The sequence below is a fragment of the Cellulophaga baltica genome (assembly GCF_018861125.1).
GTDB classification, from domain to species: Bacteria; Bacteroidota; Bacteroidia; order Flavobacteriales; family Flavobacteriaceae; genus Cellulophaga; species Cellulophaga baltica_A.
The window spans coordinates 235,744-258,804 of the sequence record NZ_JAHKQN010000029.1 but is presented as its reverse complement, the minus strand read 5'-3'; the positions used below and the strand labels follow the sequence as shown (position 1 = coordinate 258,804).

At 31.1% G+C, this 23,061-nt stretch carries 19 protein-coding genes and 1 pseudogene; 15 read left to right on the top strand and 5 right to left on the bottom strand.

Annotation, left to right across the window (positions count from 1 at the left end):
* The first annotated feature begins 11 nt into the window (after positions 1-11).
* From KO500_RS15295 to serS, 3 genes are all read left to right on the top strand, one after another.
* Entirely contained in the window at positions 12-941 is a 930-nt protein-coding gene (locus KO500_RS15295; RefSeq protein ID WP_215957433.1) for a bifunctional riboflavin kinase/FAD synthetase, read from the top strand.
* The gene (locus tag KO500_RS15290) at positions 938-2,257 is read left to right on the top strand and encodes an HTTM domain-containing protein (RefSeq protein WP_215957432.1); all 1,320 of its coding nucleotides are present in this window, start codon (positions 938-940) and stop codon (positions 2,255-2,257) included. The genes KO500_RS15295 and KO500_RS15290 overlap by 4 nt, the downstream gene beginning before the upstream one ends.
* Positions 2,258-2,335: 78 nt before the next feature.
* Positions 2,336-3,607, top strand: coding sequence for a serine--tRNA ligase (gene serS / locus KO500_RS15285; RefSeq protein WP_215957431.1), 1,272 nt, complete (start codon positions 2,336-2,338; stop codon positions 3,605-3,607).
* Here serS and KO500_RS15280 read toward each other — a convergent pair.
* The 4 genes from KO500_RS15280 to KO500_RS15265 all read right to left on the bottom strand — a co-directional run bounded on the left by KO500_RS15280 (position 3,604) and on the right by KO500_RS15265 (position 7,707).
* Positions 3,604-6,270, bottom strand: a complete 2,667-nt coding sequence (locus KO500_RS15280) for a carboxypeptidase-like regulatory domain-containing protein (RefSeq protein ID WP_354668445.1) — start codon at positions 6,268-6,270, stop codon at positions 3,604-3,606. The genes serS and KO500_RS15280 overlap by 4 nt on opposite strands.
* Positions 6,263-7,003 (bottom strand): GLPGLI family protein, encoded by a 741-nt coding sequence (locus KO500_RS15275; RefSeq protein WP_215957429.1) that lies wholly within the window; start codon positions 7,001-7,003, stop codon positions 6,263-6,265. Before KO500_RS15275 ends, KO500_RS15280 begins: the two co-directional genes overlap by 8 nt.
* Before the next feature lie 69 nt (positions 7,004-7,072).
* Positions 7,073-7,384 (bottom strand): hypothetical protein, encoded by a 312-nt coding sequence (locus tag KO500_RS15270; RefSeq protein ID WP_215957428.1) that lies wholly within the window; start codon positions 7,382-7,384, stop codon positions 7,073-7,075.
* Between the two features lie 23 nt (positions 7,385-7,407).
* Positions 7,408-7,707, bottom strand: a complete 300-nt coding sequence (locus tag KO500_RS15265; RefSeq protein WP_215957427.1) for a hypothetical protein — start codon at positions 7,705-7,707, stop codon at positions 7,408-7,410.
* Positions 7,708-8,040: 333 nt separating this feature from the next.
* On the opposite strand from KO500_RS15265, the gene KO500_RS15260 reads away from it, so the two are divergent.
* From KO500_RS15260 to KO500_RS15230, 7 genes are all read left to right on the top strand, one after another.
* Positions 8,041-9,822 (top strand): tetratricopeptide repeat protein, encoded by a 1,782-nt coding sequence (locus KO500_RS15260; RefSeq protein WP_252732538.1) that lies wholly within the window; start codon positions 8,041-8,043, stop codon positions 9,820-9,822.
* Positions 9,823-9,915: 93 nt separating this feature from the next.
* Positions 9,916-10,227, top strand: coding sequence for a DUF4286 family protein (locus KO500_RS15255; RefSeq protein WP_215957425.1), 312 nt, complete (start codon positions 9,916-9,918; stop codon positions 10,225-10,227).
* Positions 10,217-10,537 (top strand): gamma-glutamylcyclotransferase family protein, encoded by a 321-nt coding sequence (locus KO500_RS15250; RefSeq protein WP_215957424.1) that lies wholly within the window; start codon positions 10,217-10,219, stop codon positions 10,535-10,537. The genes KO500_RS15255 and KO500_RS15250 overlap by 11 nt, the downstream gene beginning before the upstream one ends.
* A 4-nt stretch (positions 10,538-10,541) precedes the next feature.
* Positions 10,542-11,414 carry a 16S rRNA (adenine(1518)-N(6)/adenine(1519)-N(6))-dimethyltransferase RsmA gene (gene rsmA, locus KO500_RS15245; protein ID WP_215957423.1) on the top strand — a complete coding sequence of 291 codons (873 nt, stop codon included), beginning with the start codon at positions 10,542-10,544 and terminating at the stop codon, positions 11,412-11,414.
* Positions 11,401-12,756, top strand: a complete 1,356-nt coding sequence (gene mgtE / locus KO500_RS15240; RefSeq protein ID WP_215957422.1) for a magnesium transporter — start codon at positions 11,401-11,403, stop codon at positions 12,754-12,756. Before rsmA ends, mgtE begins: the two co-directional genes overlap by 14 nt.
* 101 nt (positions 12,757-12,857) lie before the next feature.
* Positions 12,858-14,381, top strand: coding sequence for a carbon-nitrogen hydrolase family protein (locus tag KO500_RS15235; RefSeq protein WP_215957421.1), 1,524 nt, complete (start codon positions 12,858-12,860; stop codon positions 14,379-14,381).
* 551 nt (positions 14,382-14,932) lie between these two features.
* Positions 14,933-15,754: a DUF695 domain-containing protein gene (locus tag KO500_RS15230; protein ID WP_215957420.1), complete on the top strand. Its 822-nt coding sequence runs from the start codon at positions 14,933-14,935 to the stop codon at positions 15,752-15,754.
* Positions 15,755-15,843: 89 nt separating this feature from the next.
* Here KO500_RS15230 and KO500_RS15225 read toward each other — a convergent pair.
* Positions 15,844-17,422: pseudogene (locus tag KO500_RS15225) on the bottom strand (IS1182 family transposase).
* A 304-nt stretch (positions 17,423-17,726) separates the two neighbouring features.
* Between KO500_RS15225 and KO500_RS15215 the strand changes: the two are divergent.
* From KO500_RS15215 to KO500_RS15195, 5 genes are all read left to right on the top strand, one after another.
* A complete protein-coding gene (locus KO500_RS15215) occupies positions 17,727-18,479 on the top strand; it encodes a hypothetical protein (RefSeq protein WP_215957418.1) in 753 nt (250 codons plus the stop codon).
* Between the two features lie 289 nt (positions 18,480-18,768).
* The gene (locus KO500_RS17410; protein ID WP_215957417.1) at positions 18,769-19,260 is read left to right on the top strand and encodes a DUF4274 domain-containing protein; all 492 of its coding nucleotides are present in this window, start codon (positions 18,769-18,771) and stop codon (positions 19,258-19,260) included.
* Between the two features lie 438 nt (positions 19,261-19,698).
* The gene (locus tag KO500_RS15205; RefSeq protein WP_215957416.1) at positions 19,699-20,151 is read left to right on the top strand and encodes a hypothetical protein; all 453 of its coding nucleotides are present in this window, start codon (positions 19,699-19,701) and stop codon (positions 20,149-20,151) included.
* Between the two features lie 53 nt (positions 20,152-20,204).
* Positions 20,205-20,597, top strand: coding sequence for a hypothetical protein (locus KO500_RS15200; RefSeq protein WP_215957415.1), 393 nt, complete (start codon positions 20,205-20,207; stop codon positions 20,595-20,597).
* A gap of 155 nt (positions 20,598-20,752) precedes the next feature.
* Complete coding sequence (locus KO500_RS15195; RefSeq protein ID WP_215957414.1) at positions 20,753-23,041, top strand: TonB-dependent receptor; 2,289 nt, start codon at positions 20,753-20,755, stop codon at positions 23,039-23,041.
* The last annotated feature ends 20 nt before the right edge of the window (positions 23,042-23,061 follow it).

The following is a 23,061-nucleotide window of genomic DNA, read 5'->3' as shown; positions in this document are numbered from 1 at the left end:
ATTTTATTTTTGTGATAACGTTTCAAAACATAAGTAAATTCGACAACCTACATCCTACGGCAGTGACTATTGGCACTTTTGATGGAGTACACATTGGGCATCGCAAACTTTTAGAACGTCTCATAAACGATGCCAAACTTTTAGATTTAAAAGCTACGGTACTTACTTTTTTTCCGCATCCGCGTATGATATTACAACAAGATGCGAATATTAAACTACTTAACACCTTAGACGAAAAAATTCATATTCTTGAAAAAATAGGTTTAGATTATTTGATGATCTACCCTTTTTCTCGTGAATTCTCAAGGTATTCTGCCACCGACTTTGTTGAAAAAATATTAGTCAAAGGTCTGAACAGTAAAAAAATAATTATTGGTTACGATCACCGTTTTGGTCGTAATAGAAATGCTGATATTAAAGATCTTATTGATTACGGAAAAACATTTAATTTTCAAGTGGATGAAATTCCGGCGCAAGAGATTGAAGATGTATCGGTTAGTTCTACTAAAATTAGACGTGCACTTGAAGAAGGTGATATTAAAACCGCAAATTCATATTTAGGATATGAATACATGCTTACCGGAACCGTTAAAAAAGGAAAAGGCTTAGGCCGAAAAATAGATTTTCCGACGGCAAATATTCATATTGAAGAAAGTTATAAATTAATACCATTAAACGGTGTTTATGTAGTAAAAAGCACCATCAACAATCGTACTGTTTTTGGGATGATGAATATTGGCTTTAACCCTACGGTAAATGGTACTGAACGTAGTATCGAAGTCCACTTTTTTGATTTCAATAACGATTTGTATGAGCAAAAAATACAGATAAATATTTTAGAACGTATTCGTGATGAAGAAAAGTTCAAATCTGTAGAAGACCTAAAAAACCAATTATATAAAGACCAAAAAACTGCTATTAATTTAATTGCAAAACAATGAGTTCTTTTCTTTTCAAAAAAATTGACAACATAGGTTTAATACTTTTTAGAATATTTTTTGGAATCTTAATTAGCTTTGAATGTTACGGAGCAATTTTAACAGGTTGGGTTAAAGCTAATCTTGTAGAACCTACTGTATATTTCCCTTTTATTGGTTTTGAGTTTTTAAATGTTTTACGCGGGCAAGGTATGTACCTATACTTTGTAATTATGGGAACTTTGGGACTTTTAATATCCATTGGCTACAAGTACAGGTATTCAATGATTGGGTTTGCTGTACTATGGTCCGGCGCCTATTTGATGCAAAAAACATCTTATAACAACCATTACTATTTACTATTTCTAGTATCATGGATTATGGTTTTTTTTCCTGCTCATAAAGATTATTCAATTGATGCCAAACTAAACCCTGAGATACGCACCAATAAAATGTATGCGTTTTACAAAATCATCATAACCATACAGCTAATTATTGTGTACACGTATGCTTCGGTCGCTAAGTTATATGCTGATTGGTTAGAGTTTAAATTTATAAAAGTATTGATGAGCAGTAAATCTGAATATTTTTTAATTGGCGAGCTCTTACAACAACCATGGATTCACCAAATAATTGCTGTATTTGGCATTTTATTCGATTTACTAATTATACCCGCTTTACTTTGGAAACCGACTAGAAAAATTGCTTTTATATTTGCTATTTTCTTTCATTTGTTTAATTCGATTGTATTTCAAATTGGCATATTCCCTTATTTAGCGCTAGCTTTTACAGCTTTTTTCTTTGAACCTGAAAAAATTAGAAACATCTTTTTTAAGAAGAAAAAAGAATACCCAACAGAAAGCACCTCGCTATTAAAAAATAAAAAATTAATCATTGCATTTTGGAGTATCTATTTAATAATCCAGATAGGACTACCATTACGTCATCATTTTTTTGAAGGTGATGTTCTTTGGAATGAAGAAGGCCACCGAATGAGTTGGCGTATGATGTTACGTACAAGAAAAGGCAGTATTCAATTTGTATCGGTAGATAAGAAAACAAAAAAATCGACCAACATACGGTTAAAAGAACATTTAACGGCTAAACAGATTCGAAAAGTAAAAGCTTACCCTGATTTTATGTGGCAGTTTGCTCAATATCTAAAAAAGGAAGCTGAAAAAGAAAATAAAGATGTGGAAATACATGTTTATGGTAGAGTAAGTATCAATGGAAAACCTTCAAAAAGACTCATTGACAAAACTGTAGATTTGGGTGCTGCAGAATGGCAACATTTTAAACACAATTCTTTTATTTTACCTGATCCTATTTACAAGAAATAGCAAACTCTATAACTTTTACACTTTCTCTTTTGCGCAATGCTTTTTTACCATTAAATTTGAGGTTAAAATTTAAACGTCATGTTACAGCTAAACGCTATTAGAGAAAATAAGGAGGCTTTTATTGAAGCATTAAAAAAGAGAAATTTAGATGCTGCTTCACTTATTGATACTGTATTGAATTTAGATGAAAGTCGAAAAGCAATACAAACCAATCTTGATAATACGTTAGCACAATCCAACAAGCTGTCAAAAGAAATTGGAAACCTTTATAAAACAGGCAAAGCACAAGAAGCTAATGCTTTAAAAGAGGAGACTGCACAATTAAAAGAGAATGCTAAACAGCTAAGTGATGATTTAAGCAAAATAGCTTCTGAATTACAAGATGCTTTGTATCAAATACCAAATGTACCGCATAGCTCTGTTCCAAACGGAAATTCTGAAGAAGATAATGAAGAGATTTTTAGCGAAGGTGATATTCCTAAACTAATTGATGGTGCTTTACCACATTGGGAACTTGCTAAAAAATATGACATTATTGACTTTGAATTAGGGGTGAAAATTGCAGGTGCAGGTTTCCCTGTTTACAAAGGTAAAGGTGCTCGTTTGCAACGTGCATTAATCAATTATTTTTTAGATAAAAATACCGCTGCTGGTTATACGGAAACTCAAGTACCACATGTTGTAAATGAAGCATCTGGTTACGGAACTGGACAATTGCCTGATAAAGAAGGGCAAATGTACCACATGCAGACTGATGATTTATACTTAATCCCAACTGCAGAAATTCCGGTAACAAACATGTTCAGAGATGATATTGTTAATGAAAAAGATTTCCCGATAACGGTTACTGCCTACACTCCATGTTTTAGACGTGAAGCTGGTAGTTACGGTGCACATGTTCGTGGTTTAAATAGACTACACCAATTTGATAAAGTTGAAATAGTACGAGTTGAACACCCAAGCAAATCGTACGAAGCTTTAGATGGTATGGTTGAACATGTAAAAGATATTTTACGTGAATTAGAATTACCATACCGTATTTTACGTCTTTGTGCTGGTGATTTAGGATTTACCTCTGCTTTAACTTTTGACTTTGAAGTATTTTCTACTGCTCAAGACCGTTGGTTAGAAATTAGTTCGGTATCTAACTTTGAAACGTACCAAGCTAACCGTTTGAAACTACGTTTTAATGACGAGAATGGTAAAAAACAATTAGCTCATACTTTAAACGGTAGTTCTTTAGCATTACCAAGAGTGCTTGCTGGTATTTTAGAAAACTATCAAACTGAAGACGGAATTATGATTCCGGAAGTATTAATACCGTATTGTGGTTTTGATAAGATAGATTAAAAACGAAATTCCATTTTTAGAATAACAAATCTAGGTAATAACCTATATTCGGTGGTGGTTGACCCAATATCACTTATAGCTATTTGCCTAAAAATTTCAGTGTTAAAAAGATTTTTACCTGTTAATGTAAATGTGAGTTTATTTTTAAAAATTTTATAGCGTGCATTAAAATCAAGAAAGTAATAATTATTATCTGTTGCTAAGCTACCAAAAAAATAGCGCTCACTTTGTATCTGAAAATCTAACTCACTATCAAATATAAAAGTGAAATCTAAAAAGCTAATATTATCAGTATATTTATTTGTAAAAGTAGTTTTGATAGAATTGGTCGACCATTTAGTGCCTAAATGATAATTAAAAAAACCTTTAAAACCTGAACGCAATTCCAGACCATAATTAAAAGTACTTGCGTTCACTTCTCTTAAGTCAGCACTATTAACACTGTTTTTATAATTTGATTTTGAAACCCCTAAATCGAGTTTTAAATTTGATGAAATTGGTTTAAAATAATAATCAACTTTTGTATTTCCACTAAAAAATTCACGATCTTTTATTTTAATTTTCTCTGACAATGTATAATTCTGACTCAAAAAAGTATTTGTAGAAAAGAAATCGAAATTTTTATTATAAGTGATAATTGCATTTGCAAAAAAACGATCGCTCCAATTTCCTAACTCATAATTTAAAACAATTGAAGAGTTATCTAGTTGATTAAAATCTGTCGTACCTTTTTGAAAAGATTTATACCCAGTGAGCACATAACCATCATAAACATCTAAAGTTTTAGGGTTTGTGGTATTATAAGAATAATTACCTACAAATTTATTCTTAGCATTAATTTTCCACTTAAAACCAATGCTAGGGTTAATATAAAAAGATTTTTGAGTTTCTGTTACATTAGAAGACTTGAATGAAGTTAAAAAATGGTGTACTTCAATAGAATTTATAAGTGAGAAATCGTTTAATTTGACACTGTACTTACCTTTAAAATACAAATCATTTGTTTGATAGTTTATTTGGTTCTGATACCCTAATGGTAACTTAATCGTAGTATCATTTTCTAACAATTGAAAAACTGTATTTAAAAGGTCTTCTCTATATTCATTACCTACTTGTGCTTCTAATAAATTTTCATTTTTTCTTCGATCTAAAAAATGTGCATTTAAACCTAAGTACTGCATCTCATTATTGATAGTTTGTTTTACATTATCAATATTAGAAGTGGCAAATAAATCTTCAAATAAAAACTGATTTACAGCATACTGTTGCGGACTTTCCTCCTGAATATATCTTCCAGTAAGTAAGAAAACTTTGTTGCCTTTAAACTTGTTTGAATATCTTATTTTTTGATCAAAAAATGTATTGTTATTTTTTAGATTTTCAAGAGTTGACAACCCATTAAAAATTAAATTACTTCTATTATCTTCGGTACCAGTAGTATACTTTGTAGTTGCTTCTAAAGTTTTAGTTTTAGAAATAGTATAGGTGATATCAAATTTTCCAAACCCTAATTTATTTTTATTATTTAGTTGGTATTCTTCTGAGTTGACAAAATCTACGTTATTTACTCCTATTGTTTCTATGCTATTTTTAAAAAATTGTAATTCATCGGCATTAAAAAATGCTAGGGTTTTAATTTTCAACTTTTCTATAGGATTAAAAATAGCGTTTAATGATAATAATTCGGAATTATTAAAATTAGAGCGTTGACGCTTGAAATTTGGTATTGTACCTGATAAGTTTATTAAATTAGTTACGGTTGCGTTATCACCAATAACACCAGGTTCATTTAACCTAAGCGGACGTATGAGGCTTTGAATATCACCAATTGCATCATACCCTGTATTATTCAAATTGGTTAAAAAATAGTATTTATTTTTTTTACCAAAATTCATTAAATTCCCTTTTAGTTCGTAACGATTTTGACTTACTAACCCATACCCTAGAACTAAGTTTCCAAACCAAATACGCTTAGATTCTTCATTAAGCTTTAAGTTTAAAGCAACTTTATCACTCTCTTCAATACCTTTTAATAAGCGATTGTTCGAATAGTTTTTTAAAACTTCTACTTCTTCAATAGGGTAGGCTGGCATGTTTTTAGAAAGCACTTTATAACCACGTTCAAATAAATCATCGCCATCTACCATTAGTTTTTCTATCTCTTGATTGCCTACTTTTATAGTACCTTGACTATCCACTGATAAACCAGGTATTTTTTTTAACAAATCTTCTACACTCTGTTCTGTACCATTCGTAAAAAAATTAGTTTTAAAATTAATGGTGTCATTACTTATGGTGATAGATTTGTCGGCATGTACAACAACCTCATTTAGTGTTAATGATTCTTCATTTAGTATTAAATTAGTAGTAATTTCTGAAGTTGTATCCTCAATGATTAATAATACAGTTCTAGTGGCATAGCCTAAAGCAGAAAAAGATAGTATAAAACTCCCTTTTTCTGATGTTTCTAGAATGTAAGCACCATCTTCTTTTGCAAAACCGTAAGTAATTATCGATTGATCTATTGTGTCTTTGAGTACCACAGTGCTATATGGGATAGCTTGGTTTAATTCATTGATTAAATTACCTTTTAAAATAGTTTGTGAATACATATCATTAGGCAAAATCAAGAATACAAAGAAAGAGTAAACTAATCTAATCAAAAGATTTCTCAATATTTTTATCATCTCCTACTTTAACACTTACTATTGCTCCTCTAGGTAATTTAGCTTTCAATTTTTCTATAAACTCATCAACTGTTTTATTTTTGTAATCAACATATTCTTTGAATGAAATTTTATCCCCATTTTCAGGAACTATTATATCCTTAATATAATTTGTATTAATTTCTATTAGCTGAAAATTTATTTGTTTATCAAGAGAAGTTATTTTAACAATTAAACCTGGTAATCCATTAAATTTCCATGGTCCAAATGGAGTTGGGATGTCTTCAGTATACCATACGCTATAATCTCGACCTCTAAAATTTAGGTTAACTAAATTACAATTAAAATCACCAATAATTTTTTGTTCACTTCTAAATTTCCATTCGAAATCTGGATATGATTCATTTACAATTACTGGTTTGAATTCAGAATTTTCGTAAATAAAATCGCGGAAAATAATTATTTTTTTATTCAGATTTTGGTAATATTGTCTTCCAATACTGTCACTCCCTTCTAAATTAAAATTTATATCATCGCATTCACCAACAAAAACTGAATCATTTAAAACTTTGATGGGTTTAAATATTGACAAAGCCTCGTTATTGTTGATCGTTAAATTTATTTGAAAAACTTCTTCTTTTGATAGATTTTCGTATTCATAAATGGCGTTTATACTTTGTGATGAAAGTGTTGAGGAATAAACAAGAAAAAGTGATATTATAAATTTCATATTTTAAAAAATAAAGAAAGACTGTTTTAAAATTTTTAGAACAGTCTTCCATTCGTTAAACTTTCTACTTTAATATAAAGCTTTAATTCCTAATTGGAAAAGTGTACATTTCCCCCAACTAACGTCATAAATTGTAACTTCGATATCTACCTCAACTCCGTCAAAATTCCCTTCTATTTGAACTGCACAATCCTTAAGTTTACTTTTTGAATCAATAAAAATTATATCTTTTTTAGGGGTCAAAATAAAATTTGATTTAATATCTTTCTTATTTACTAGGTACTCTTCGTTTTCTAATGTCACTTTATTCATTTCTAAAGAATTCGAATACATGATATTACCTATAAATATCATCAAAATTGTAAAAATTAATTTTCTCATTTTTATTTTATTTATTACTTGTTTTACATGTCAGCAGCTACTTCTTTTAAAATTCTAATTGCCCCAGCAACACAATCATCAGCATCGTAAGTCATGTCAAGATCTACTGGTTTTCCATCAATTTCACCTTTTACAGTCAAGTGACAAGATCTTAATATTATATTTTCTTCAATTGTATATGTAATATTAGATAGTTTACTTATTTCTTTTAAGCTAAGTATTGTAGTATTTTTATCAATTTTTTGTTCATTAATTCTATTGTCATTTGCAAATCCAAAACTCGTTACAAATACAAAGACTAGAGTAAAAAATAATCTTTTCATAATTTTTCAAAAGCTACGAGGCATATTACATTTGTAATATATTCCTCTGGTTGGTTATTTTTGTTAATTAATTAGCAATTGGTTTTAGGGTTATTTTTTTACACGATGTAGTCACTATACAAATCACCAGAGGTATTTTGTAAAAACTTTCACTAAAGTAAAAAAATAAAACACCCAAAACTGCATAAAAACCTTACAATTTTAAAGGTTTTTATTTCACGTGCCTTATATTATTCTTTTAATGAAATATTCAAGCGCTATAGAAATTCTATGCCGCTTTTTCTTTAAAAAAATGTATCTCTTTCTATGTATCTTTACGAAAAAGATACTTTTTTGAAAAAAACCCTCTTCATATTATTTTTTACATTCATTCAGTTTGCTTTTAGTCAGACTTACAACTTGGCGAAGCAATACTTAAATGACGGTGATTTTGAAAAAGCCGTCGTTTATTTTGAAAAATTATACAAAGACAATCCCACACGAACAGAGTACATTAAAGACTTAATCAATTGCTACCAGCAACTAGAACGTTTTGAAGATGCTGAAAAAACGCTGATTGATATTTTAAACAGTAAAAAAGCGCATCCTGTTTATTTGGTTGAACTTGGTTACAATTACACACTACAAAATAAAGATGCTGAAGCATCAGAATATTACGATCAAGCTTTAAAGGTAGTTGATGATAATCAGCGATTTACCTATAGTATCGGCATGCAATTTCAAAAACATACTTTGTTAGATTATGCTGAAAAAGCGTTTACAAAAGCAATGGAGAAAGATCCTGCTTTAGATTATAATTTTCCACTTGCACGTATTTATGGTGAGCAAGGGAAAATTGAAGAAATGTTCATCTCCTATTTGGCTTTACTTAGAAATAGTAACACTCCAAATAGTAGTATTTTACGAAATATTGATGCTTTTATAACCTCAGAATCGACTAATGAAAATAATATAAAACTGAAAAGGTTATTACTTAAAAATGTTCAGAAAGACCCTGATATTATTTGGAATGAGCTTTTAAGTTGGCTTTTTGTTCGTGAAAAAAAATACAATAGCGCCTTTACACAAGAAAAAGCTATTTATAAACGGCTAGATGAAACCTCATTAAACCGAATTGAAGATTTAGCCAAGGTAGCTTTTAATGAAAAGGATTTAGAGACTTCAAATAAAATATATGAATTCATTATAAAAAACACCAATAATCCTGGTTTAAAACTAACAGCTTCACTTAGCCTCATTGACATTTTACTTTTAGATGAAAACCCCAATTTAAATACTATTGAAACCTCTTTTCAAGAATTATTAGCAACCTATGGTTACAAAAGCAACTCATTATCATTACAAATTGCTTACGCCAAGTTTTTAACTTTTCAAAAAAACGAAGCTACTCAAGCTATTGCTATACTAAAAAAGAGTTTTGATTTACCTTTAAACAATTACGGTGAAGCAACTATAAAAATGACCTTGGGTGACATTTTAGTTTATGATCAAAAATTTAATCAGGCTTTAATTTACTTTTCTCAAATTCAGAAAAAATTAAAAAATGATGTACTTGGGCAAGATGCTCGTTTTAAAGTAGCACAGACTAGTTTTTATAAAGGCGATTTTGATTGGGCACTTACACAACTTAAAGTACTCCGCAGTTCTACGTCACAACTTATAGCTAATGATGCCATGCAACTGAGCTTGCTTATATCTGATAATATTTTAGAAGATTCTACTCAAACAGCATTAAAAAAATATGCCAAAGCTGATTTACTCGCCTATCAAAATAAAAAAAGTGAAGCTATAACTACACTTGAAACTATTTTACAAAATCATAAAGGTGAGAAAATTGAAGATGAAGCGCTTTTAAAACAAGGACAATTATTAGAACAACAAAAAGAGTATGAACGTGCAGCTTTCAATTATCAAAAAATAATAGAATTTTATGCTTCTGATATTTTAGCAGATGATGCATATTTTGCAATTGCACAGCTTTATGAACATCACTTAAATGATATTCAAAAAGCAAAAGAGAACTACGAAAAAATAATTTACAACTACCAAGACAGTTATTATTTTCCGATAGCTCGAAAAAATTTCAGACGTTTACGAGGCGATCAAATAGAATAACTCGTAGTATTTAGGCAGGTTTTAAACCTAGTAATCCCTTTTTTACTTTTACCTTTGAAAATTAATTAACAAATCACTTCAATTTTAAATCCCATGTATATTTATAACGTAACATCAAATATAGACGAATCTATTCACGAGCAATGGATCAAATGGATGCATGAAACTCATATACCTGCAATGCTTGCAACAGGCAAATTTAGCAACGCAAAAATGTGCAAGGTTTTAATTGAAGAAGAAATGGGTGGCGTTACTTATTCTGTTCAATATACAACAACATCAAAAGAAACTTTAGAACAGTATTATAAAGAAGATGCTCCTCGCTTACGCAATGATGCTTCAAAACTTTTTGCTGATAAAATGTTGGCTTTCAGAACCGAATTAGAAGTAGTAAGTGAGCACTAAACATTATCTTTTTAGTTACGGCAGTCTCCAAGATTCCGAAGTACAATTAGCACTTTATAACCGTTTGCTAATTGGTCAAAAAGATAGTTTACAAGGGTACAGAATTGCTTCAGTAAAAATAGCATCACTATACCCCATAATTTATAAAACAGATACACTTACTGATTTAGTTAAAGGTATAGTTTTTGAGATAACAGAAAAAGAACTCTTACAATCTGATGATTATGAAGGTGAGTTTTACGAAAGAGTACTGTTACAACTAACATCAAAGCAAAAAGCTTGGTGTTACATTTCACCAAATAAGATATAGAGAAATGGCAAAAAAAGATAAAGGCAATTTTAATAAAAAATCTAAGTTCGTAAAGAACTTTAAGAAAGAAGAAAGCCCGGTAAAAGCTAAAAAGCATTTAGGACAACACTTTTTAAAAGATGAAGATATTGCACGTCAAATTGCCGAAACTTTAACCTTAAAAGGCTATACTAATGTTATTGAAATTGGTCCTGGAACAGGAGTTTTAACCAAATATATACTGGCGGAAAAAGTTGATGTAGTTGCGATGGATTTAGATGCCGAATCAATCGTATACCTTAATCACAGCTTTTTATTAGAACACCCACAATTTATTGGTCGTAAAAACAAATTTACCGTTTTAGAAGCCGATTTTTTAAAGTATGATGTGACTAGTTTGTTTGGTGATGAACAATTTGCCATTACTGGCAACTTCCCTTATAATATATCAACCCAAATCGTTTTTAAACTTTTAGAAATGAAACAACTTGTTCCTGAATTTACAGGCATGTTTCAAAAAGAAGTTGCTAAGCGTATTTGTGAAAAAGAAGGCAGTAAAACTTACGGAATCTTATCCGTATTAGTACAAGCATTTTATGATGCTGAATATTTATTTACCGTACCGCCAACAGTATTTGATCCACCACCAAAAGTAGATTCTGGTGTATTGCGATTAACTCGAAAAGAAAATATGATCATTGATTGCAACGAAAAATCACTTTATAAAGTGGTAAAAGCTGCATTTGGGCAACGTCGTAAAACCATTCGTAACAGTTTAAAAACATTCAATCTTTCTGATAGTCTAAAAGAAGACACTATCTTTGACAAACGACCAGAACAATTATCAGTTGACAATTTTATTGCACTGACTAATATGATTGATAATGATACCGTTTAAACTCACAGACGAACTTATAGGCAGTATTGAAGTACACATCGCTAATCGTAACGATGCAGAACTTTCTTTGCTTTTAAACGAAATCCACTATGCGGATATTGCTGAAATTATAAATGAGTTAAATGAAGATGAGGCTACTTATCTTATTAAACTTTTAGACAGTGATAAAACCTCTGATATTCTTACGGAGTTAGATGAAGATGTTAGAGAAAGTATTTTAGGAAACCTAACTGCAAAAGAAATTGCCGAAGAGTTAGATGAGTTAGACACCGATGATGCTGCCGATATTATTGGAGAATTACCTAAAGAAATTGTAAAAAAGGTAATCTCTGCTATTGATGATAGAGAGCACGCAAAAGATATTGTTGATCTTTTACGTTACGATGAAAACTCTGCCGGTGGTTTAATGGCGAAAGAGCTTGTAAAAGTAAATGAAAACTGGAACGTACTAACTTGTGTAAAAGAAATGCGTGCACAGGCTGAAAATGTGACTCGTGTACATTCTATTTACGTGGTTGATGATGAAGAGAAATTAAAAGGGCGTTTATCATTAAAAGATTTGCTGACTACCTCAACACGTACACATATAAAAGATATTTACATACCTAAGGTAGATTATGTAAATGTGAATGAAAAACCTGAAGAGGTTGCTAAAATAATGTCTAAATACGATTTAGAAGCCATACCAGTGATTGATGAGATTGGGCGTTTGGTGGGTCGTATTACTATTGATGATATTGTTGATGTTATTAGAGAAGAAGCCGAAAAGGATTACCAAATGGCTGCTGGTATCTCTAAAGATGTTGAAGCCAATGATAGTATTTGGGATTTAACACGTGCACGTTTACCTTGGCTGACTATTGGTATGATGGGCGGCGTTGGTGCTGCAAGTATTATTAATGGTTTTCAAGGGGCATTTATCAACTTTCCTATTCTACTTTCATTCATACCTTTAATGCAAGCAACCGCAGGTAATGTTGGTGTACAATCATCGGCAATTGTTGTACAAGGTTTAGCTAACGATTCAATAAAAGGTGCCATTTGGGGGCGTTTGGGTAAGGAATTGCTTTTAGGTTTGGTTAATGGTTTGGCTTTAGCTATAATTTTTATTTTTATTGGCCATTTTGCTTTTAATACCTCTTACCTACTCTCTGCAACGGTTGGTATTGCATTAGTAACTGTGGTTGTAAACGCTGCGGTAATAGGCACTTTTATTCCTATCTTCTTAAACAAAAGAGGCATTGACCCTGCAATTGCTACCGGTCCGTTTATCACTACAAGTAATGACGTACTTGGTATCTTAATTTACTTTAGTATTGCAAAACTTATTCTTGGTTTTTAACTACTAAAAACCAATCATTTACCTCTTATTAAATAGTTGATATTTTTTATTTTTTGTATTCAAAAAAGTTGTAATCTAGCCAAATAATTTGTGATGCAACCATGATTGAAAATATTGAAAATATTGAACTTGAATTTTTAACTATTGATGATTTTCAAGCGTTAAAAACGGCCATGATTGAAACTTACCCAAGCATGGAAAATCCGTATTGGAAAGAAGATTTAATTCAACTTTTAATAAACGATTTTCAACAAGGGCAAGTTGTAATTAAAGTAAACGGAAAATTAGCTGGTTGTGCTTTAGCACTTCGTGTGGACTATGCGCAGTTTGATAGAGCACATACGTATAGAGAAGTGACTGGTAATTTTACCTTTAACACCTTAAAAAAAGATGGCGATGTACTTTATGGCATTGAGGTGTTTATAAAAAAGGAATTTCGTGGTTTACGTTTAGGCCGTCGTTTGTATGATTACCGTAAAGAGCTTTGTGAGCGTGAAAATTTACGCGGTATTATTTTTGGTGGTCGTATTCCTAATTTTCACAAATATTCGCATGAAATATCTCCCAAAGAATATATTGAGAAAGTAAAACGTAAAGAAATTCACGATCCAGTCTTAAACTTTCAAATTTCAAACGATTTTCACCCATCAAGAGTGATGAAAGGGTATTTAGAAGGTGATTCACAGTCTAATGAATACGCTGTACTTTTAGAGTGGGATAACATTTACTACGAGAAAACCAAAGTCAAAGCAGTAACAAAGAAAAAGGTAGTACGTTTAGGTTTAATACAATGGCAAATGCGCCCGTATAAAAACTTAGAAGAGCTCATGCAACAGGCTGAGTTTTTTGTAGATGCAGTATCAGGCTACAGATCTGATTTTGCATTATTTCCTGAGTTTTTTAATGCACCTCTAATGGCTGAAAACAACCACATGAAAGAGTCTGATGCTATTCGTGAGCTTGCTAAACATACCTCTAAAATAGTTAAGAAATTTTCGGAGTTAGCAATATCATACAATATTAATATTATTACAGGTAGTATGCCTGAAATTAAAAAAGACTTGTTGTACAATGTTGGCTATCTCTGTAAAAGAGACGGTACTACTGAACGTTATGAAAAATTGCATGTTACGCCAGACGAAGCTAAAGTTTGGGGAATGCAAGGCGGTAATAAACTGCAAACTTTTGATACAGATTGTGGGAAAATAGGCATACTTATTTGTTACGATTCTGAGTTTCCTGAATTAAGCAGATTATTAGCTGATGATGGTATGGATATTTTATTTGTTCCTTTTTTAACTGATACTCAAAATGGATATTCTCGTGTGCGCCATTGTGCACAAGCAAGAGCCATTGAAAATGAATGTTACGTAGCAATTGCTGGTAGTGTAGGCAATTTACCAAAAGTTGCTAATATGGATATTCAATACGCACAGTCAATGGTGTTTACACCTTGTGATTTTTCGTTTCCTGCAAATGGTATAAAAGCCGAAGCAACACCAAATACTGAAATGATTTTAATTGCTGATGTTGATATTGATTTATTGAGAGAACTGAACCAATTTGGAAGTGTTAAAAACCTAAGGGACCGTAGAAAAGATTTATTTGAATTGAAGAAAAAATAAGCTCCATAGATTTGACAAAATTGAACAAAATTTAATTGATAAATAAATTTTAATATTACAAGGGACTATACTCAATAGTCCCGCAGTAATTGGGTATAACAAAAAATTTAAGTTTATTTGAATGGCAACACAAATGAACACCTTTGTTATTGCACCCCATTTAGGTGATAAAACCGTTACACCCATAGTTAAAGAAAAAACTTAGCAGAAGTTTTTGCCTTTGCAAAACAAAACTATTCTATTTGGCCTAGAGGTTTACAATTAGCATTGTCTGTGATATCCATACTAATTTCAACCAATGTAACTGTAAGTACGACAGACTATTGTTTAAAATCTAAACCTTTTAAAAAATGGGCCGCAATGACCATACCTGTAATTTGCAACCCAAGAACACAACAACCTACATTTTTAAACATAATCTTATTTGGGGAATGATTTACTGCCCTTAATTTAAAAAATTAGTACAAGAAATTATTTAGTAACTTTAATAGCTATATATAAGAAATATGTGTACCAGTACACATATTCGTACGTTAGGCATAATTTAAAAAATGAAGAAAACATTCAAATTTCTATTGTTAATTCTATTTTCAACTACACAAATGAATGCACAAAATTCTGAAGAGCAGTGGGACACATATATGGCAGCCTATGAAGACGACAAAGTAGGCTCAACTACTTTGAGAATGGACCTGTTTGATTCTACGCCAATAAAAGAATTTGAATATGTTTTGGTTACTGGATTGACTTACGAAACATCAAAAGAAAATGGATTTCCAGAAAATGAAACTTTTAGTCTGCTCCATAAAGTTGGGGACGAACTAGTCGAGATTGTAAAAAAAGAAACAGACTTTATATTGGTCGGTTCGTTCATGTATAATAAAGAAAGACTAGAATATTTTTACATTAAAGAACCAAAAAATATAATTTCTAAAATTGAGGATTTTTATAAAAAAAACTATCCCGATTATAAATACTATCTGAATGTAAAAGAAGACAAGGAATGGACTTATTATAGAGATTTCTTATATCCAAATGAGGATACTCAAAACTATATGGCTGACCAGTCAGTATTGCAAAATTTAGCAGATGCTGGCGACAAACTTACGAAGGCACGACGAGTGGACCATTGGCTCTATTTTTCTAAAGAATCGGAAATGAACCAATGTGAAAATGAATTGATTAAATCAAACTTTACAGTACAAAATGCCGGTATTAACAAGGAGACAAATCTTCCATTCGAACTACAAATTTGGAGAATTGACTATGTGGACATCGATTCTATTTATCCTATTACCTCTAATTTGAGAATAATAGCACAAAAGTATGGTGGAGAATATGACGGATGGGAAACGTCAGTAGAACGGGAATAAAACTATGCCTAACAATGGTAACCGTTGCACAACTCCATAATTTATAAAATAATGACCTTTATAACCGTCTTATAAGGCGGTTTCATTTTTTAAATCGGTAAGTAATTGTGTATTTTCAATGTACTTAGAAGAGATCTTTTAAAGTCATACCACCTCTTTTTTAGAAGAATATGTAAAGCAGACATTCCTGCTCCACTTTTTGTTCGTTTTTGAGTGAATTTTAGATATTTCTTCAAATTATAAGCAATGGCGGCTAAGTGCATAACCTTATTGGCTTGTTTTAACCCTATTGTATTTATTTTTCGCAATCCCATAAACTGAGTTAAAGTACCAAATACGGGTTCAACTGTACTTTGCCGTTTACCTTTCATATACTTACCCTGTGGGCTAGTTACTCTTTTTATATTACGCTCGTATTCTTCTCGGTAATAGGTGACACTAAATTTCTTTTCTTGAGCACTTTTACCTAAACAACTACGCTTTAATGCGCAAGCAAAACAAACAGCTTTTCTTGCTCTATACTCCTTCTTTTTTGTGCCTGTGCGGTAATCATTAAATATCTTTGTAAAGGGAATAACCTTACCTTGAGGACATTGGTAATAATCACCTTCTTTATTATATTCAAAACCATCAGGACCTCCTTTGTAAGTACCATGTGGAGGAATAAAACTTTTTAGCCCTTTCTGCTCTAAATACGCATAATTCTCACCACTACTATAGCCTGTATCTGCGACACAATTTTCCCAGTATAATCCTTGTTGCCATAAACGCTTGTGTAAACGTTCTACTATATCTGGTAACTGCTGATTGTCTTTACCATCTGCATGATACGCCCGAATATCGGTAATCACATGACTAGCCGTATCGACACTTAATTGACTCAAGTAATTAAGCTTCAGAGCCTTACCCGGCTTTACACTAATTCGAGCATCTGGATCTGTGGGACTGTAATGGGTTTTATTACTGGTGTACTTCGAGCCTTTGTTTCCTGAGCCTGGGCGCTGGTCTTGATCTGTACTCCATTTCTTATTTCTGCTTTGGATAGCACCAAGTTCTTTCTTGCTCGCTGTAACAATACGCTGACCTCTATCTGACTTATCGTCTTTGCTTTTACGGTGCGGTGTTTCTTTGTCCATAGAACTAAACACGCGAACCTTTCGTAAATGTTCTTCCAATTCATCTTCAGGGATTTTAAGCTCCAAGGTATCCATACTTGCATTCGCTTTTATAGGGGCCGAATCAATGGCTTGTGTATGACACACTTACCATACCTTTTTCTATACACATACGAAGTACTTTAGTGAAAACTTCTTCAAAAACAGATTCAGGAAAGAGTTGTCGTGTTCTACTGATTGTGCTGTGCCAAGGAAGCTCCTCCTCTAAATCGTAATCAATGAAATAAAGAATATCCAATCGCATAGAACAATGGGCAATAAGCTTACGGTCACTGATAATATTCTCTAAATAACCTACCAAACACAATTTAAAAAACACTACGGGATCTATACTCTTTTGACCACTAGACCCGTAGAAGGATTTGGTCATCGGGTAAAGAAAATCTAAATCTATCGTTTCTTTTAAGCGTCTATAAAAATTGCCCAAGGGAACGCGTTCGCTTAATAAAAAAGTAGTAAACAACTTTTCTTGGTATGTCTTTTTGCCTTGCATACCTAAATTTAAAAAATTACCCCAAAATTCACTTCAACTTTATATCAATTTATTATTAACTTGTGCAACAGGCACAATGCCTAAACGTAATGCGGACTTTAGGGCAAAACCGAAAGGTCTGTGTATATTTATGAAATCGCTAAATCTTATGGATTTAGCTTTGGACAAGAAAAAATAAAACTAAACAATAAGCTTTAGCTTCGTGCGCAGACGGAAACGAAAGGTTTCCTTGCCTCCGCACTACGCTTAGCCTAGCCTAGCCGTTGTAGAGCATTGAATACAGTATTAACTATCATCATTAAACATGAAAAAAGATTATCAAAGCAAAATTTCTTCTTCTCATAATATTCTGTTTAATAGAAATAATTTATTATTATTTATCTTATTAGTAACCTTCTGTTTAATAGGAGTAATCATATTTACTACAGATGCTTATACGGATAGATTTAAGTTTGGTAAACCTAATGAAATTGGAGATACTATAGGTGGTATTACTGCTCCCATAATAAATATAGTTTCAGCAATACTTATTTATTCAACAATTAAACTTCAGATAAAAACTAATAAAGTTCAATTTGATAGAATATCAGAACAAATTCAAAATCAGGAAAAAGAACGCACTTTTACAATCTATAATAATGAATTGAATAATATTGAAAATTATTATAAAAACTTAACTTATAATGATAATAAAAGTTCCTCAGCAATAAGTGTCTCTATTAAACATTTAAAATTAGCGACTAATTCACAGAGAAATTTTGGTGATAATTTCAACTCAATTAATAATATTATTGAAGCAAGAATATACATTCTAACTAATTTATCAAGTATTATAGAAGCTATTGAAAACAAAGAATTTCATAAAAGTGAATTTGACCTTTTAAATCAAAAAGTAATAAGGTTTTATGATACTCACTTAAAAAGTTTTGATAATGAAACTTTAGGTTTAAAAATATTTGAATATTATAGTGGTAAAATAAAAAAAGTTGAAGATTTGAAATTTATAATAAATATAATTCAAAACACAGATTATTTTCGCAATAATGTTAAAAACTAAAGTCCAATAAACGTATAATAAAAATTAGATATAAATAACGCTCTACGACACTATATATAGCAAATTGGGTGATTAGTGCTTAATCCAAAAGTCGTTGTCTATTTGCAAAGTCACCAAATCTTTTGATTTGGTATTTAAAAAGAAAAATTAAAACAAAATACAAAAGATTTGGCTTGTGACTAAACCGATAATAATCGCTTATTTTCTGCCCAACTTGCCATATATTTAACTTGTGTAAACTATGTCTCTTTACGAACATGCTGAAAAAGAATAAAACCTATAGAAATAAGTGATAGTTCGTCCTCATAAAATATTGCTGATTAAAAAACACTTTTTCGAATTCTCATTTAATGATGATGTTGATAATGGCGAAGAGACAATTCCCGATTTTGAAAAGTTCAAATCTCTAAACTCAGCGGAGCAGTATTATTTGGCGGACATCTACAACTGGGACGATGGACCAACTGTTATGCAATGGATTATAGACAGTCCAAAATGTGACGAGGGAACTGCTTGTAAAATTTTCTGGAGTACTGAGCCAGATTATTATTATGATTTTACGGCTGAAACTATAGATGAATATGAAAAAGGTGTGTGGAGTTTACTTCAAAGCATTTTGAAAAGGTTCAAAGCGAATGATTTTGCTAAAAGTCGATTTAAGTTCATCCCGACCGAAGAAGGCCATAAGACGGACTGGCCAACTAAATTTGATATTTGGGAAATTCCAGCCGAATTGAAAAGCGGTGTAAATGGAAAAAAACCGTTCGGATTTGGTTTATGAAGAAACAAATTGTGCGGAAAGCAGCACTAAGCACAACAAAACCTAAACGTAATGCGGAGGTTTGGGCTAAACCGAAAGGTCTGTGTATATTTATAAAGTCGCTAAATCTTATAGATTTAGCTTTGGACAAGAACTGAAAATTATTTAAACGAATTAATGTAAGTAATCAACATAACAGGAGAAAACCATTAAAGTTAAAACATAGTTATAAAAAAGACTTTTACCATTAATTATAGGAATAATCTAGATTACAAATGAGCACGATAATCTAAAAAAATAATAGAACCTCCCTTTTAAGTTCAAATTAGACTTAAAAGTTATTTTGTTTTTTTTATCCTAAAAGTAAACTTTAATAAGAATCTTTATTTGTAAGTTTTTTTCTACATTTATAAAATCAATGTAATCCTGAAAATTAAGCATTGCTGAAAAACTAAGAGTATGAAAAAAAAGACAACTATTAAAAATCAAACTTTAGTAATTTTACTCTTAATTGGTATTTGTATTTCCTGTAAAACTACTTCTACAATTTCAAAAAACATGGACCCAATACAAGGAGTTTGGAAATTAAACGCATTTTACACTCTTGCAAATGGTGATACAATAGTGACTAAAACTGATAAAGTACAACACAAAATATACTTAAATGGTCATGTAATTTGGAATACCGATCCTGAGCCAAATGGAAATGAATGGCATGGCTACGGAACTTATACTTATGAAAACAATACTATTACTGAAGAGCTTACCTCAATGTCAAAATCAATGATAAGTAATGTTAATGCGTATATTATACCTATTGAGATTGGTCTCAATAGGTATAAGCAGGTAAACACCTATACAAGGAATGACACCATTTTTAAAAACATTGAAGTCTATAAGAAATTAGATTAGTATTTGAAAAAAACATAATTTTACCGTAAGTAATTATTGTTTTTAATATAGACTTGAAAAAAGCATTTTCCATCTTACTGCTTATTACGTTGATGCTTCCTAATTTTATAAAAGTTGGGATACTAATTGATTTTAAAATTAACCAAGATTTTATTACTGAAGTCTTTTGTATTAATAAAGATAAACCAATGCTTTCTTGCAACGGTAAATGCTATTTGGCAGAACAATTAAAAAAAGCTGACGCAGAAAAGGAAAAAGAAAAACAAGCACCATCTTCTAAAAAATTACAATTAGAACTCATTTATTGTTATACTAAAAATTCTTTTACTCTTTTTCAGTATGATAATTTTAAGTATACCAAATTGAATATTAATTATGAAAATGAGAAATATTCATTTTCATTTGAATCAACAATTTTTCACCCTCCTAAATTTCGTTTTATTTAATAGTTATTTTGGTTAAAACCAAAAAACACAACACAAGCTTTTAGTGTTGTGCATACTGAAGTGTACTTTAGTTTCACTTCAAATTTTTCATATTAAATAATTACAATAATAAAATGAATTTTAAAAATTTCATAATAGCTGTGCTATGTCTTTATATGACTAGTAGCATTGCTCAAAACATAACTGGAACAGTTAAGTCTAACACTGGAAAGCCAATTCCATACATTAATATCTTGGTTTTAAATAGTGCTAAAGGAACAATGACTGATAAAGAAGGTAACTTCTCTATTGATTTGAGTTCAGGAACATACCAACTAAAATTTAGCGGAATTGGTTTTTCTACAAAAATTAATAAAATTGAGGTTAATGATTACAACTTATTCTTAGATATAGAACTTTTAGAAAGTACAGAATCACTAGATGAAGTACTTGTAAGTAGTGATAAAATAGAAACAAAACTACAAGAAACACCTGCTGCAGTATCTTCACTTAGTGCTCAAAAACTAGAAAAATACAGAGCATGGAGTATTACCGATTTATCTGCTTTATCTCCTAGCCTTTTTGTTATTGAACACGGTAACAGTTCTGGTTCAAATTTTTTCAACATAAGAGGAACAATGGGATACACTGCAGAACAATCTGTAGGCACATATGTTGATGGCGTATACCAATTCGATTTTTATTCTGCTCCTTTAAATTTTAATAATATAGAACGGATAGAAGTATTACGTGGACCACAAGGTACATTGTATGGTAGAAATGCATATAGCGGTGTTGTAAATATTATCACAAAAAAACCAACGAATACTACAAATGGTTATGTTGAAGTAGATTTAGGTAATTATGAGCAACAACGTTATTCTATAGGTGTTGATTTACCTATCGTAAAAGACAAACTCTTTTTTAATATCGCTAGTCAATATTCTAAAAGAGGTAGCATTTATAGTAATTCAACTCTAGAAACAGATAGTTTTGATAGTAGAAAATCGTTTAATATAAATGGAAATCTAAAGTATGTAATTAATAATAATTGGGTTATTAACCTAAATGCTAAAACAGAAAACAATGAAGACATAGGTGCTTATCCATGGGTGAGTTCGGCAGAAATTGCTTTAGAACAACCTTATGAAGCATTTGGGAATTGGAAAAATACCGAAAAAAGAACCAATACAAACATAGCGGCATCAGTAAACTATTTTGGTGAGCAGTTTAATTTCAGTTCAATTACTGCTTTTATAGATTATCGTGGTTGGTACCCTGATAGATTTGATTACGATTTTACCGCAGCTAAATTAATCAGTGGAGATAATGATATAAATCAAAATCAAATCACACAAGAATTTCGTTTTTCATCACCTGCATCAAACAAAAATTGGAAATGGACAGCTGGTAGTTATTTATTTAAAGAAGATATAGACCAAATTGGAAATACTTTTTACGAAGAAGATTATGCTTTATTTGACGCTAATGCACCATATACAGTTATAACTAAAGGACAGCGTAAAAGCCTTGGTATAGCACTTTTTGGTCAAGCAACATATAGCATAACCTCTAGCCTAGATTTTACTACTGGAGCACGTTATGATCTTGAACATAAAGAAAGAACAGAAAATAATGACCTCGAAAAAGACGATGTAATTACGACAATTACTGAACTAGAAACAAACACTAAAACTTTCAATGCGTTTACACCTAAGTTTATATTGAGTCATAAACTTAATCCTAATTCATTAATTTATGCATCCTATGCAAAAGGATTTAGGGTTGGCGGATTTAATGTTGGGGCTACAAATACAGAAAATCGAGTGTATGATCCTGAAAAATCTGACAACTACGAAATAGCTATTAAAAACAACCTGTTTCAAAACAAATTAAAACTTAATATAACCGCTTTTTATCTTCAGCAAAAAGACCAACAAGTAACTACTTCTACAGATGGCATCAACTACTTAACATTAAATGTTGGTGATATGAACAACCTTGGATTAGAGACAGAAATAGATGTAATTCCGTTTAAATATTTGACGCTGGAATGGAATGCTTCTTGGTCTCATGCTGAATATGCAAAATTAGAATTGTATGATGATACTTCTGGAACTGTAGCAGACTACAAAGGTAATCGCCCAATATACAATCCTAATTTTTCAAGTATGACGGCCGCACAATTTAGCTTTCCTATTAAAAAAAGCAAACAGAATATGGTTGCATTTGTACGAGCAGAATACAGGTATACTGGTAAATATTATTTCGATTTTGAAAATACAGAATATCAAAGCGGTTATGGTTTAGTCAATTCTAGAGCAGGTATTACCGCTAAAAACTATGAAATAGCTTTATGGAGCAGAAATATTATGGATACACGTTACCTTTCTTGGGGTTCTTATGGTTCATATTTATTAGGTAGTCCTGCAATGTGGGGCGTTAGTTTAAAAGGGAAATTTTAATCATTAAAATATTTACATAA

Excerpts from the sequence above, each read along its gene's own strand:
- KO500_RS15290 (WP_215957432.1), top strand. The coding sequence starts at position 938 with ATGAGTTCTTTTCTTTTCAAAAAAATTGACAACATAGGTTTAATACTT.
- serS (WP_215957431.1), top strand. The coding sequence starts at position 2,336 with ATGTTACAGCTAAACGCTATTAGAGAAAATAAGGAGGCTTTTATTGAA.
- KO500_RS15275 (WP_215957429.1), bottom strand. The coding sequence starts at position 7,003 with ATGAAATTTATAATATCACTTTTTCTTGTTTATTCCTCAACACTTTCA.
- KO500_RS15270 (WP_215957428.1), bottom strand. The coding sequence starts at position 7,384 with ATGAGAAAATTAATTTTTACAATTTTGATGATATTTATAGGTAATATC.
- KO500_RS15265 (WP_215957427.1), bottom strand. The coding sequence starts at position 7,707 with ATGAAAAGATTATTTTTTACTCTAGTCTTTGTATTTGTAACGAGTTTT.
- KO500_RS15255 (WP_215957425.1), top strand. The coding sequence starts at position 9,916 with ATGTATATTTATAACGTAACATCAAATATAGACGAATCTATTCACGAG.
- rsmA (WP_215957423.1), top strand. The coding sequence starts at position 10,542 with ATGGCAAAAAAAGATAAAGGCAATTTTAATAAAAAATCTAAGTTCGTA.
- mgtE (WP_215957422.1), top strand. The coding sequence starts at position 11,401 with ATGATACCGTTTAAACTCACAGACGAACTTATAGGCAGTATTGAAGTA.
- KO500_RS15235 (WP_215957421.1), top strand. The coding sequence starts at position 12,858 with ATGATTGAAAATATTGAAAATATTGAACTTGAATTTTTAACTATTGAT.
- KO500_RS15230 (WP_215957420.1), top strand. The coding sequence starts at position 14,933 with ATGAAGAAAACATTCAAATTTCTATTGTTAATTCTATTTTCAACTACA.
- KO500_RS15215 (WP_215957418.1), top strand. The coding sequence starts at position 17,727 with ATGAAAAAAGATTATCAAAGCAAAATTTCTTCTTCTCATAATATTCTG.
- KO500_RS15205 (WP_215957416.1), top strand. The coding sequence starts at position 19,699 with ATGAAAAAAAAGACAACTATTAAAAATCAAACTTTAGTAATTTTACTC.
- KO500_RS15195 (WP_215957414.1), top strand. The coding sequence starts at position 20,753 with ATGACTAGTAGCATTGCTCAAAACATAACTGGAACAGTTAAGTCTAAC.